Here is a 13,070-nt window from a genome sequence, read left to right on the forward strand (position 1 = left end):
TCGATGGGACCTCTTTTGGAAAGAATACTTGGCCCTACAGCACGCCGCTTGAGCGGTAGTATTAAAACTGCACCCTATCTTTTCCCGGTCAACTCACTTCTATGGACCACGGAAAGGCACGGAATTTCACGGAAACGAACTTGTTCCACACCCCGTGGGTCGGTAATTGCTTATCAAAGGCAATCTTAGAGCCATCGTCATTTGCGCCAATTTGCGTAGATTTTCGGTCTAGAATTCCTGTTTTTGCCATGGTGGTGCGAGGCGACGGCCCGCCAAAGGAAGTTGGATAGAATATGATTGTTTTTTCAGTATTGCGGGAAAAATGAATTCATGCTAGGGTAGCGAAATGAGGCAGTAACGCGGCGGGGTACCGCAATAAGGGAGTGGCAGCATGGATCGGCGGCTTTTCGTGGCAAGCGTGGTGTTAACGCAAGCCTTCTTGTTTCACATCAATTCACCCGCAAGGGCTGAGCAGCCATCCGCCGAAGAGGCCACGCTGCTCGAATCCATCATCGCGCAACACGAAGCCACGATTCAGAAGATCGAATCGAGTCCGCTTTTTGTGGAGTACTCGTGGCGTACCACCAGGACCGTGGGCCCTGGTCCGGGGCCAAACGGGGAGGATCTGAGCGGTCCTATGGTCACCGAGGGGCACGCCCGATACTGGAAGGATGGGTCCTCATACTGTGAGGATCGCGACCTGAAAAATACATGGACCGAGACAGGCAAAGTCACTGATGGCGGCAATATATTCTTGCGCAATGAAAGCTACGCGATAGAATACCGCAAGATCAATCCTGTGCTGAACTTCTTTCCCTTCGATGTGCAAGGTAATCCGCCCCAGACCGTCAAAGACCAGAGTGAACTCCACCCGAATCCAGACATCCTTCGCGAGGCCATTCGATACAGCGGCCGCGAGACACTCCGGGAAGCCTGCGAAAAAGAAAGGGGCAAGTATTCCTGGACGCCGTCCGAGGTCGATGTGGATGGTAAGCGCTACTATAAAATAACGGTCGAAAAACCTGGCGCGGATAAAAAGTCGGTGCAGAGAGAGCTTCTGTTCGATCCGCAATGTGGATACCTGATCAAAGAATCCCGCACCTACAACAAGGCTGGTGTCCCGTTTTATGTCGTCCAGGCCACCTTCGAAGCGGCCGGAGATGGGCTGTGGTTTCCCAAAACAGTTACCAGAAACATCTCAGAGGGCCAGCATGTATCCGACTATCAAATAGAGAAAATTTCCCTCGGCGATCCCGAGATTGGGAAAAGCCTCACGCTTGAGGCCCTGGAAATCGACCGTGCGTCGATACTCATGATCGAACACGCCAAAGGGGGAGCAATGAACAGGAAAGGCTACCTGGACGGCAAGTGGGTTCCCTACGATTCGCTACCGCAGGAACGGAAAGACGCCATCGGCGACGCACGCCGCAAGGCGAATGCTCAAAGGGGACATGTGCAACCTGTGACAGGCAAGGCGAGCGAACCATGAGTATCAAAAAGTCGGGTCGCCGCCAATGGCGCGCATAACCGAGTGCGAAGAATGATCGAACGCATTTCAAGCGCGGATTCAATGACATCAGTTAAATAACCCCGCGCCGCGAACTATTCAGTGGGTGTCCCGAATTGAGAATCCGCGATACGCTTTCCGCAGGAATTCGAGCTTTTTCAACATTCATCCCGGCCTTGAGTCCGTGAAGCGCGCCGCCCAGAAATTTATCTTGACAGGTGTACTCGTTTTGTGTAAGGTGAATTTAGCGGCACCGTGTCGCGGCAGTAGTAGCAGTAAAATATGAGTGCATTACACTAAGGAAGAGGGCTTCTGGAATGTGCCTGTTTTCTCACCGAGTTTCGTTTCTCTGTGGATCCTCCCTTCTGCCCACCCTCTTCCACTCCCCCTATAGCGTAACAATTATTTCTGCGGTGTTTGCGGGGGTGGGGGCAGTGCGGGCTCAGTTGAATTGCAGGCCCCGCAGGGTATGGAGTCTTCTCTGCGAATGGCCCCTTCCCCCCGCGTCCCCGATAGCCCGGTCTCCCCGCTCCGCCTGGCCGAAGGCTCGCTGGGGCTGGCCAACCCCCTTTCTTCGACTCCGCCCGTTCCCCTCCGCCCCGACGCGCAGTCGTTGCCTGTGGAGGATTCTGTCATTCCCGCGAAAGTGGGAATCCAGGGACCTGACACAGCGAACTCCGCTATCGCGCTGGATCCCCGCCTTCGCGGGGATGACAGTTCTTCAAGCCCACATTCTGGTCACACCCGACCGCCTGGTAATATAAGCACGCCCGGGCCGGGGGGGGACGTAAATGCGAACCTCGATATCGAACTCACCGAAGGCGAAGGTCAAGAGCGCCGCGCCAGGCGTCAAAACCGGGTTGTAAAGTTAATGTGTGGGAAATTCAATCCCTGGCGGTATGACTACAATAGGAGTAGTGGGATGTTGTGGAAAGTATGCACCCTCAGTTTCAGTGCCGGGTTTCTCCTTGTTGCTCCGGTCCATGCTGATCCCGACTCGGCGATTCAAGCCGATAGCGCGCTCCTAGAGAGTCTCGTCGCTCAAAATGAGGCAACGGTTCGAAAACTCGAGTCAAGCCCGCTCTACGCGGAGTACACCTGGCGGACCACGAAGACTATGAGCCCCATACCCTCGCCGGATGGGGCCGATCTGAGCGGCCCGATGGTCATTGAAGGGCGCGCCCGCTACTGGCGCGATGGTGCTTCGTTTTGTGAGGATAAAGATGTAAGGAATACCTGGACGGCCAGTGGCGAAGTTCGGGATGTCAGCAATATCTTCATGATCAATGATCGCTACGCTGTCAACTATTACAAGGAATTCCATGAACTTCATCTCTACCAATTGGATGACAGGAACAATCTGTACCAGGCGGTCAAGTCCAAGGTAGAGATCAACCCATACCCAGACATACTTCGATTTGGCACCCGCTACAGTACGCGTCGAACGCTCAAGGAAGCCTACGAGGGGGAACTGGGCGGCGGGCAGGCGGATTACCGCTGGACGCCCTCCGAGATTGACCTAGACGGCAAGCCTTACTACAAAATAGTTGTTGAACGGATTGAAGGGGCTAAGATGCTACATCAAAAGGAAATATTGCTCGATCCCCGTAGCGGATTCCTTATTGCCGAATCCAGCACATACAACAAGACTGGCGATCCCTTTTACATTGTCCAGGCGCGCTTCCAGCAACTCGCAGACGGAATGTGTTTTCCAAAATCGGCCTCCCGGAAACTTACTCAGGACAATGAGATAATGAATATTGAAGTCGAGAAAGTGACGTTGGGGGATCCCGAGATCGGAAAAATGATCACACTCGAGGCATTGGATATCGACCGAGAATCCACGATCATGTACGAATACTCAAACAGGGGCACGCAGCGGACACTGAAAGGTTACTGGGGCGATAAGTGGGTTCTATTAGATCTGTTGCCGCCTGAGGTCAGGAAGGCGATCGGTGAAGCACAGCGTAAGGCAAATGTTGCGTCGCAACATTTGCAAGGTCTACCAAACAAGGAGAATGAACGATGAAAGCCAATATTCGGAGATGCGTTGCTATAGTGCTGGGTGGAGTTGCGGTTTTGAGCGGGCTAATTTTGATCACGATCGAAGTGAGGGCGTCTTGTTATGACGAGTGGAGTTGTTCGATATTTACCACTACCGGGACTTGCGAAGAGAGATGTGCATCTGCTCCTCTTCTATGCACTTGGAAAACGGAAGGCGTATCGCAACAACCTGTTGTGCACCCCGTTGCCGAGGGCTACGAAGAACCCGTACCATCCGATGAGCCGCCGTATATGGGCGTCTGCTATTACCAAATTGGATGCAACCTATCGGAAGAGCCTTGCACTTGGCCTACGGGCGATCCGGCTGAAGAGTTTTTTTGTGAGACAGGAGATGTGATAGGAAATCATCAAACGGTTACGTTTATGGATTATCTTGAAGAGTGTTCGTGATATGGTCGAATCCAACTCTTACCGTTGAACGGAATTCTTTTGCGGGGGGGGCTGTCAACCTCCCCGCAAAACACAATTCGTTTGCTAAGGAGTTTGGGGCGTGGCCGGTGGAGATAGCTTCTGCGAGTCCGAGTCGTTCAGAGGCAGGAAACTCGATCTTTTGAAGCTGACTAAAGTAAGTGCGAACAAGCGAGGAGGGTGGGCAGTTGGAAGGGTTGCGTAGACATATGTGGACGTGGCTTGCGGCGGTGCTACCTGGATTCTTCTTTGTTGCGGCTTGCTCAGGCGGATCGAATGACCGAGCACAAAAGAGTTTATTCGAGTTCGGCAATGTAGTGGAAGGGGAGCGAATTAGACATATCTTTGAGCTGAAAAATAATACGGACGTGGAACTGGCCATTAACGAAATGGCAGCATCGTGCGGATGCACCGCCGTAAAACCATCAAGTCGCACGCTTGCGCCTCACTCAACAATTGAATTCGCGGTGGAGTTGGATACGCGGGGCAAATCGGGAAGGACCTCCGCAAAGGTTCTAGTTGCCCTATCGGATAATTCCACACGGGAATTCAATCTTTCTGGATACGTGTACAACAAGGTGCTCCCTCCGCTGGACTTCAAATCCGTGACCAATTCGGAGTCCGTTGTCCGGTCTTTTGATTTAAATTGGCCAGTTAAGTCTGAATTCGCTATTGCGGAAATTATATACGACAGGGAGTTGTTTGATGTCCGTACGGAAGATCATTCCAGAGAGAAGACGAGCACCATCAGCGTATCTCTCGTTCCGGGAGTCCCGTACGGCGTTTTCAATTCGGTCGTGGAGATTCGGACGAACAGCCCGGAGCAGCCAAGCTACACGCTTTCGGTGATGGGTTATGTCGAGCATCCCATCGAGATCATCAGCGACCGATTGGCGGCGGGTATGCTTGATCCGGGAAGGACGACAGTGCTTACTGCGGAATTCAAAGCACCGTACGGAGGCGTTCTTACGGTGAAAAATGCCAAGTACGTGACGGGTATATCGGGCGCGTGGAGGTTTCTGGGAGAGAGGGATGACATTTACTTGCTGGAGTTCGAGCTGATTCCTCCGGAAAGTCCTGAGGAGAAGGTCGCAATAGCGACATTGCAGGTTGAAGCGTCCGTGGGGGAGTACACGCGTACTTTTGAAATCGAGGGGATGGGTATCGTAACCCGAACGACGCCTGTGGCAGAGAAGACTCCGTAGGGCCGCTTTTTTTGCTATACCGAACAGACAAGGAGGGCGTCATGAATCGATGGCTAGTTAGACTGGCGCTGAGTATAACCGTTGTCGCACTAGTCTTCGCTGTGTATGTCTTTACGCGGCTGGATCGGGATAGTATTCAAATCTCATCCAACGAAAGTGCGCTTTCCTCCGCGCCGCCGCCGGTGGGGCTATCCCCCGCAGTCACTGAACCGGTTCGAAGTAAACCAGTGAGCGCGTCCCAGTCCGACGTAATTCACCCAGGTGCCATTGGCGGTCGCCTGTTCAACGAGGACGGTTCTCCGGGCACCGGCATTGAGATCTCGGCACAGCCCCTTCCCATGAATACGTCCGACTTCGGAAACGAAGCCCTCTCCCCGCCCGTGGTCGCCCAGCCGGATGAGCGCGGAGTCTTCCACATCAACAATCTACCTTTCGGCAACTATGCCGTGCAGGCCCAGGCGGAAGGGCGAATCGCCCGAGCCTCCTGCCGACTCAATCGCGAAACACCGGTGGCGGATGTCTTGCTGGTCCTTCAGGAATCCGCCGGGATCGCGGGGCGCGTCGTGGACCCTGCGGGTGCGGGTGTGCCCGGCGCGACGATCTACCCCTTGCTCCTGGATGGCAAGGAGCGACAATCGTCAGCACTGCTGGCGGACGTAACCCTCGCGGATGGCGAGGGAAACTTCGCCCTGCCCTGGCTCGAGGCGGGAGTCTGGACCCTGCAGGCGCGCGCACCAGGATTCGCGCCGACCATGTCTATTCCAATTGCTACGGGTACGCTGGATGCGGTAATACAACTGGAGCCCGGCGTGCCCGTGTCAGGCCGCACGGTGGAGGGGGGGGCGCCTGCGGCGGAGGTGAAGGTGACCCTTGCTACCGTGGGTATCGACGCGCCTGATTTGACGGTGACATCGGATGTGCAGGGTTCCTTCATCTTTGACGCCGTAGGGCCGGGCAATTATGAACTCCGTGGGGCAAAGGTGGGCCAGATCGTCAAGAACGCCCCGATCCAGCTTGCCGTGGCGAATTTGCCCCAGGAGGGCCTCGTGCTCGAATTGGTTCCAGGCGGCGTGGCGCGCGGTCGCGTGACCGACGGGGACACCGGCATCGGAATATCAGGCGTCACGGTGAAGGCCTCATTCGAAGGGAACAATCGGCTCAGTCAGGTTTCTCAACCATCGGATTTGGAAGGCCGCTTTGAAGTTACCGGACTCAATACCGGTGCCCACGAGTTCTTCGCCTCTGAGGCCCCCGGCTACTCCCGATTCGGTCGGGGCCAGAGCACCGTTAAGGCGACCGTTACCTCGGGCGAAACCTTGGAGGACATAGCCATCGTGTTGTCGCGGGGCATCGTGGTGACGGGACACGTCGTTGACACCGAAGGCAAACCGGTTGGGGGTGCGTTCGTAAATGGGCGGGTACAGGGTTGGCAGGATCAGCAGACCACCGGGCAGGACGGGGCTTTTACCCTGAGCCGTCTGAAAGGGGGAGAACTTATCCGCGTGTTGGCCCGCACCTCGAGCGCAATCTCGCCCGAATACGTACTCGACATTCCCCCTGCGGGCCTGAAGGATGTAGACCTGGTCCTGGAGCTTGCCACTGACGGACTGATCGCGGGCGTGGTGGTGGACCGGCGGAGCCAGCCCTTTCACGGTCGTGTTTCCCTCGCCCTGGCGGATGAAGCGGCCCATCGCACCACGAATCGCACGAACACCGATGCCGAAGGGCGCTTTCTCTTTGCCAACGTGGCTGCGGGCAGCTACAAAATCGGTGCGAGTCCGGCGGACGGTGTCGGGCGGGAACTGCTTCGTCTTACGATGAAACCCGGACAGCAGGTGCGCGATCTACGGTTGGTCTTCGATGAAGAGGCCTCCCTGGAAATCTCGGGCAAGGTATCCGACGAATCGGGCGCGCCCGTCGCGGCCAACCTGCGCCTGGAACGGCTGGAGGAGAGAAGTCACATCGCCCAGTCCATGGGAACTGCCGTGGTCGATGGCACGTTCAAATTTCAAGGGCTGTCCGAGGGGATGTTCAGTATCACCGCGTCCGCACCGGACTATTCCAATGCCACGGTCGACGATATCGCCTCGGGGAGCAAGGATGTTTCCATCGTGCTCTCCAGTCGCTTGAGCATTAGCGGAATCGTGGTTTCCGGCGAAAATGTTCCGATCACCGATTTTGAAGTGGCAGCTATCCCCGCGGGCGCACCCGTCGAATCGTCGTACTTCTTCCTCGTACCGTTTAAGCGTGTTTCGGACCCCGAAGGGGCCTACAGCCTCTCTGTGGATGAAGGGCGTTACGACGTGGTCGCGCGGGCGCCCGGCTTTGCCATGGGCCGGGCCAACGCAGGCCCCGTCACCTCCGAAGGCGTCGGGGGTGTGGACATCGTGCTGTGGGCGCAAGCCTCGGTTCAGGGGCGTATAGTCGACCAGGCGGGACAACCCGTCGTCGGCGCCGCGATTTTCCTGGGCACGCTTCCGAATGGCGCGGCAAACCTCACGGATTTCGCGGCCGCCCGATCCGGCCCGGAGGGCCAATTTGAGATCGGTGCGCCCGAGGCCGACCGGGGGCTGCACCTCAGTGCGTTCCACCGCGACGCTGGCGCGGGGGAAGTTGTCGGAGACAGCAACACGTCGGAGCCGATAGAGATCCAGCTACAGCCTGTCGCGTCCGAAACCGAGACGGAGGCCGCCGAAAGGGAGCCCAACTGAGTGGCAGCCGCGTGTGAATCGCCACGCGCAGAAAACACCACGCCAGTAATTGAAACTTACTCCACCCGCGGCACCTGCATCCGGCTGCCGCCGCGCTTGCTCAGCACCTGATCCGCCCGCATCACTTCCGGGCGCTCTTCGAAGATCGCCTCGAAGCTGGGGAAGCGCTCGACGGCCTGGTTCCGCTCCGCATAGCATTTGATCAGGTGCATGGTGAAGAGCAGGCGCGCGATCTGGTACTGGGTCATGTCGCCGCAGAGAATGCCGAAGCCGTGGGTGCAGGCATGGGCCAGCACGTCCGCGCAGGCATCGGGCCGGGCGGAATCCACCACGGACCACGCGAAGAGGTCCAGGCCATCCGCCTCCGCCGGCGTGTCCTGTTGCTGGGATTCAAACACCGAGGTGAGCCGCTCATAGACCGAAACCACCCGGTCAAACCAGAAGAACAGCGCCCGGTAACCCTCCTCCTGCAAATCCACCACCACGCGCGCATCGTCCACCGAGCTGAGCGACTGCGTGGCCAGGTAATGCTCCCGGTCCTCGTTCGCATCCGGCACCATCCGCACGCGCAGCTTCTCCTGCGGATCGCCATAGTTGAAGCTCTCCAGGATCGTCGCCGTGTCCAGCTTGCCCTGGGAGAGGAGGCTGGCGTCCACCAGCATCCGCGACACCAGCTCATGCTGGCTAAGCGCCCGCTCCAGATCCGTGTCCGGTTCGAAGAGGTCGATGCGCCAGTCAAACCACATGTCGTGAAACAGCGTCGAAAGCTGATCGCCCGCCCGATCCGCCTGGCCGCCCCAGCAGGCCCGCGTCAGATCGGAAAAGCGCTTCTGAAAGTGCCCCCGCGTCCTGCGAAATACCTTATGCGCCAGAATATAGCGCACCACAAAAATCCGGTCGATCACCAGATGCGCGCTCGCGGGCGTGCACTGCGTCCGCGTCACGAATTGCTTTACCCAGAACAGGCGCCACTCCCGCAACTGGCGCGACATGACGCTTCGCGGCGGACGGCGCAACTCCGTCAGCGAACCCCGGTCCATCGACTCCTTGCGCAGCGCCACCGCCAACTCCTCGCGAAATTCCTGGGGCGTATCGGCGAAGAGGAGGAGGGTGTCTTCCGTCAGGTCATAGAGGTAGGCGCTGTTCATATCGCTGATGAGCAGATAGCGGATATTCAGCGTGCGGACGCTGTTCACCAGCAGCCGCGTCATCTTGCAGAAGTCCAGGCCCCGATCGGTCAGGCCCGAAGGCGGCTCCAGCTTGCCGGGGCGCAGGAACAGCGTCGCCAGCGTATCGCCCGACTGAGCGCGCAGCAGAAAAGGCACCGCGCCCGTCGAAGCCACGCCGTCCCCCGGCGAAAAAGGCAGGGGAAACTCCCACCCCAGAATCGCCAGAAATCGCCGCGCACAGGCTTGCAGATCCAGGCCCGTCGCCTGCCACGCTTCGCACACGGCTTTCAATTCAAGACCGGTGTCCCTCATGGTATGCCATCTCCCTTCAAAACGCTGTAACCGTTCGCTTCGATTCGCCGCCAGATGACATCGTCACGGCGGCCCAGAAGATCCACCCCTTCCACCAGAAACGGTCGAAGGGTTTCTTTTTTTTCACCCAACCAGCGCAGAAACGTCTCGCTGTCCACCGCCTCCACCGCATAGGGCGCCGCCTCCACCGAAGGTTGCTGTCCCGACTTCGCCACCACCATCACCCGCGACTCCGCCTCATTCAAAAAAGCCAGCCGCACGCCCGGCTCCATCGCCAGGCGACTCCGCAGTACGTCGTAGGCGCTGCTCGCCTTGAGGATAATATTGCGCAAATCCGAAAAAAAAGGGAAGTCCGTGTCCACCTGGTGGTAGGTGCGGTTCCCCTCCGCATGGCGAAACAACAGCCCGATGCTCACCAGCCGGTCCAACTCCCGCTGGACAGCGCGAATCGCCAGGCCGGTGGCCTGTTCCAGTTGCCGCTGATAATATGAGCGGTAGGGGTCCAGCATGAACACGCGCAAGATCGACACCCGGGCCGACGACGCAAAGAGCGTCGCCAGGACCTTATTTGTATCCGGATGACTATAGATTGTAGTCATTAATAGCGCAATCAAGTCAACTAAGCCATCAAATGTTTCTGTAGCTCCACAAGAGAGTGATTTAAAGCATACATTATTTGTTCAAAAAACACAATAGGTTGACGATAAGAATCAAAAAAATATTTTATTGTATACAGATAGTAGTCAAATGGTGGCGATGGGCGTATTCTGCTCGGTGAGCAGAGGAGGGGGGAGTTGGAACCGCAAATTTACGCAGATTTGCGCAAATGAAAACCGACGTGGGAGCGGAAACCCATGCGCACGCAAAAGAATGTGAAATGATCGGTATGGGGGAGCGGTAATTAAAGGGGTATCGACCACGGAAGGGCACGGAACTTCACGGAAGGAGCTTATTCGAGTTCAACATTACCAACGCCCCGAACCCTGCAAACAAAAATCGACCTTTTACAGTCTGAATGAAATTTGCGAAAATTTGCGGTTCAACGCTTTTGGTTGTGTCCCAAGGTTGCCCCCCTTCCGTGGTCCCAATCTCCCCGTCCCGTGAATGCAATATAATGAATCAGAACCTTTGAACCCGTACCCGACCCCATCGGATGCCGCCACTATGAAGTTCCCAATGACCCCCGTGCTCCTTGCCCTCATCCTCACCGGCGCCCTTGGACTCACTGGCTGCTCCAGCCCGAAGCCCTGGCCGGAGAGTCCCCTCTACGACGCCCCGGAAAACGATCCCGCCTGGGTGGCGCCCGCCACCGAGCAGGAGGCCATGGAGGCGATGGTCGGGCACTATGCCCACTACGACGTGGTGGCCTACGAGGGCGACACGCCCAACGGCCCCCTGTCCACCTTCATCATCTCCTACGGATTCACCGACCTCGTCATTGAAGACGGGGAGCTCGTCGAATACGATTCCTTCTGCCACGCCGAGCACAAGGCCAATCAGAATTTCACCACCGAATTCCCCGATGCGGCCACCCAGGCCATCGTGCCCCGCCGGGCCGTCGTCGAGGTCTATCAGGAAAATGGCGCCTGGAAGCTTCACCGGCCCGCCACGCCCACCCTCATCGGCATAGACGGCGACCCCGACCTGCCCCTGTCCATGGACCCCGCCGATCCGCTGATCAATGACGCCGACAACGACGGGAAGCCCGGCGTCACGGTTTTCATCAAGCTCTTCGGTCTTATCGACGGCGAACTCTACATCGCCCGCCGCGAAATCTTTCAGAACGATCTCACGCTCTATTCCGACGGCACCCTCCAGGGCACCGTGACGGATGATTCGGAGCAGCTCGTCGTCGGCGCATCACGCCGCATTCTCAACGTCCCCAACAACCCCGATCAGTCGGAAGATCTTGGATTGAGCCCCCTTATTCTCGTCCCCATTCCGGATGATATCGACACCTGCGAAGAGCTCATGGCCAATCGAGACGCGTACTTCCCCGCCGAGCCGGAATTCTGAAAATGCGGGAGCGCGGGTTTTCTTACCCGCGTATCGTGCGACGAAGCCGCACGAGAAACAAGGACTGGAAAGTCCGTGCTCCCGCAGACTGATGCATTCACCAGCGCTCAGTTCATCCGCCAGATGGTGAAGTTCAGGCAGGCCGCAAAAGAGCTCCACGCCAGGTAAGGCGCCAGCAGCGCGGTCGCCACCTTCGAGTGCCGCCAGAACGCCACCATGGTGGCCACCAGCGCGCACCACAGCAGCAGGATCTCGCCAAAAGCGAGGCCTGGATTCCGCGCCCCGAAGAAGATGATCGACCAGACCGCGTTCAGCGCCAACTGTGCCAGAAACAGCGTCACCGCGCCCCGCGTCTCCGTCCACTTGCCCGACCGCCACACCAGCCAAAGCGCCAGGCCCATCATCGCATACAGCGTCGTCCACACCGGCCCAAACACCCAGGGCGGTGGCGTCCATGTGGGTTTCGCAATCTCCGGATACCACGTGCGAACAGAGGTCGCCGTAAAGGCTCCGCCAATCCCCGCAGCCGAGAAACAAAGCACCTGCGCGAGGATAAATGAGAACGTATTTTTCAGTGCGGTCTTGATCATAGTGTGAAGAGTATAGATCAACGCCGCGCAAGTTGTGCAATACGCAATATGAACCGAAATCCGCCGCGGTGGATTGACCATTTTCGTTGAGGCAAGAAGTTATTGCGGCTCCAGCACTGCAATAAGTTTGTAGAATCACCCGGAGCGCATTCACCACACGAATCTGGAGTGCCTGCATTGCACTTGGTCATGCCCTGCCTCAACCTGAAAGGTTAAGCCACTTTCGGTGCACGTTGATGATGGTAATCGCGCAGTGATAATCGGCGAGCGCCTTGCTATACTCACCACGCAAGGAGACCTAGACCGATGGAAAGTTCTTCTGAAAACGAGGAGCTCAACGAGGTTCCGCATTCGCACTTCCTTCAGCGCGATTCGCCGGTTCAGATTGATCGGCGAAATCTTCCCCACTGGCGCCTCTCTGGAGTATTCAACTACGTCACCTGGCGCCTTTTTGATTCGTTGCCACAGGAAAAGCTCAACGCATGGCGCACTGAAAAGCATGCGTGGCTTATGCAGCACCCGAAACCCTGGAATGCCTCCACTTCCAGCCAATACCGCGATCTGTTTCCAAAGCGACTGGATGGCTGGCTGGATGCGGGCTACGGTGGATGCTATTTGCGCAGAGCGGAGTGCGCTCAAATCGTCTCGAACGCTTTTCACTTCTTCGATGGCGTTCGCTACGACCTGGCATCTTACGTGGTCATGCCGAACCACGTGCATGCGCTATTCCTGCTTCGCGACGGAATGGAACTGGAAAGGGTGACAGGGTCCATCAAGGGATTCACCGCCAGGGAAATCAATAAGGTGCTTGGGCGTAGCGGCACCCTGTGGCAACACGAAGGATTTGATCATCTCCTGCGTGGCGTACAGCAGCTTGAAGGTTGCCTTACTTACATTCGTAGAAATCCGGAGGATGCCGGGCTCAAAGCCGGAGAGTTTATCCACTACGAATCTCCCGGCTTCAAGGATTTTGAAAAGTGGCTTTGACCATCGAGTGAGCCTTTTTGCACACTCAATGTGCACCGAAAGTGGCTTAACCTTTCAGGTTGAGGCAAGAATCGCTTCAATCGCCCAAGGCTCGTTGCTCC

9 protein-coding genes are annotated in these 13,070 nt (G+C 57.1%); 6 read left to right on the forward strand and 3 right to left on the reverse strand.

Going from position 1 to position 13,070, the window contains the following annotated elements; all coding sequences use genetic code 11:
• The first annotated feature begins 391 nt into the window (after window positions 1-391).
• From JNK74_21880 to JNK74_21895, 4 genes are all read left to right on the forward strand, one after another.
• Window positions 392-1,489 (forward strand): hypothetical protein, encoded by a 1,098-nt coding sequence (locus tag JNK74_21880; protein MBL7648836.1) that lies wholly within the window; start codon window positions 392-394, stop codon window positions 1,487-1,489.
• A gap of 940 nt (window positions 1,490-2,429) precedes the next feature.
• Window positions 2,430-3,536 (forward strand): hypothetical protein, encoded by a 1,107-nt coding sequence (locus JNK74_21885; GenBank protein ID MBL7648837.1) that lies wholly within the window; start codon window positions 2,430-2,432, stop codon window positions 3,534-3,536.
• 652 nt (window positions 3,537-4,188) lie between these two features.
• Window positions 4,189-5,184 (forward strand): DUF1573 domain-containing protein, encoded by a 996-nt coding sequence (locus tag JNK74_21890; protein ID MBL7648838.1) that lies wholly within the window; start codon window positions 4,189-4,191, stop codon window positions 5,182-5,184.
• A 227-nt stretch (window positions 5,185-5,411) separates the two neighbouring features.
• Window positions 5,412-7,895 (forward strand): carboxypeptidase regulatory-like domain-containing protein, encoded by a 2,484-nt coding sequence (locus tag JNK74_21895; GenBank protein MBL7648839.1) that lies wholly within the window; start codon window positions 5,412-5,414, stop codon window positions 7,893-7,895.
• 56 nt (window positions 7,896-7,951) lie between these two features.
• Here JNK74_21895 and JNK74_21900 read toward each other — a convergent pair whose 3' ends face one another.
• Complete coding sequence (locus tag JNK74_21900) at window positions 7,952-9,376, reverse strand: hypothetical protein (protein MBL7648840.1); 1,425 nt, start codon at window positions 9,374-9,376, stop codon at window positions 7,952-7,954.
• Window positions 9,373-9,975 (reverse strand): hypothetical protein, encoded by a 603-nt coding sequence (locus JNK74_21905; protein ID MBL7648841.1) that lies wholly within the window; start codon window positions 9,973-9,975, stop codon window positions 9,373-9,375. The genes JNK74_21900 and JNK74_21905 overlap by 4 nt, the downstream gene beginning before the upstream one ends.
• Before the next feature lie 565 nt (window positions 9,976-10,540).
• Here JNK74_21905 and JNK74_21910 point away from each other — a divergent pair.
• The gene (locus tag JNK74_21910; protein ID MBL7648842.1) at window positions 10,541-11,392 is read left to right on the forward strand and encodes a hypothetical protein; all 852 of its coding nucleotides are present in this window, start codon (window positions 10,541-10,543) and stop codon (window positions 11,390-11,392) included.
• Window positions 11,393-11,499: 107 nt separating this feature from the next.
• On the opposite strand, the gene JNK74_21915 is transcribed toward JNK74_21910, so the two are convergent.
• Window positions 11,500-11,982, reverse strand: a complete 483-nt coding sequence (locus tag JNK74_21915) for a tryptophan-rich sensory protein (GenBank protein MBL7648843.1) — start codon at window positions 11,980-11,982, stop codon at window positions 11,500-11,502.
• A 306-nt stretch (window positions 11,983-12,288) separates the two neighbouring features.
• On the opposite strand from JNK74_21915, the gene JNK74_21920 reads away from it, so the two are divergent.
• Window positions 12,289-12,969, forward strand: a complete 681-nt coding sequence (locus JNK74_21920; protein ID MBL7648844.1) for a transposase — start codon at window positions 12,289-12,291, stop codon at window positions 12,967-12,969.
• The last annotated feature ends 101 nt before the right edge of the window (window positions 12,970-13,070 follow it).

The organism is Candidatus Hydrogenedentota bacterium, from assembly GCA_016791475.1.
Classification (GTDB): domain Bacteria; phylum Hydrogenedentota; class Hydrogenedentia; order Hydrogenedentales; family JAEUWI01; genus JAEUWI01.

Bases quoted from the DNA above. Each gene is read 5' to 3' on its own strand.
- JNK74_21880 (MBL7648836.1), top strand. From the start codon at position 392: ATGGATCGGCGGCTTTTCGTGGCAAGCGTGGTGTTAACGCAAGCCTTC.
- JNK74_21885 (MBL7648837.1), top strand. From the start codon at position 2,430: ATGTTGTGGAAAGTATGCACCCTCAGTTTCAGTGCCGGGTTTCTCCTT.
- JNK74_21890 (MBL7648838.1), top strand. From the start codon at position 4,189: ATGTGGACGTGGCTTGCGGCGGTGCTACCTGGATTCTTCTTTGTTGCG.
- JNK74_21900 (MBL7648840.1), bottom strand. From the start codon at position 9,376: ATGAGGGACACCGGTCTTGAATTGAAAGCCGTGTGCGAAGCGTGGCAG.
- JNK74_21905 (MBL7648841.1), bottom strand. From the start codon at position 9,975: ATGACTACAATCTATAGTCATCCGGATACAAATAAGGTCCTGGCGACG.
- JNK74_21910 (MBL7648842.1), top strand. From the start codon at position 10,541: ATGAAGTTCCCAATGACCCCCGTGCTCCTTGCCCTCATCCTCACCGGC.
- JNK74_21915 (MBL7648843.1), bottom strand. From the start codon at position 11,982: ATGATCAAGACCGCACTGAAAAATACGTTCTCATTTATCCTCGCGCAG.
- JNK74_21920 (MBL7648844.1), top strand. From the start codon at position 12,289: ATGGAAAGTTCTTCTGAAAACGAGGAGCTCAACGAGGTTCCGCATTCG.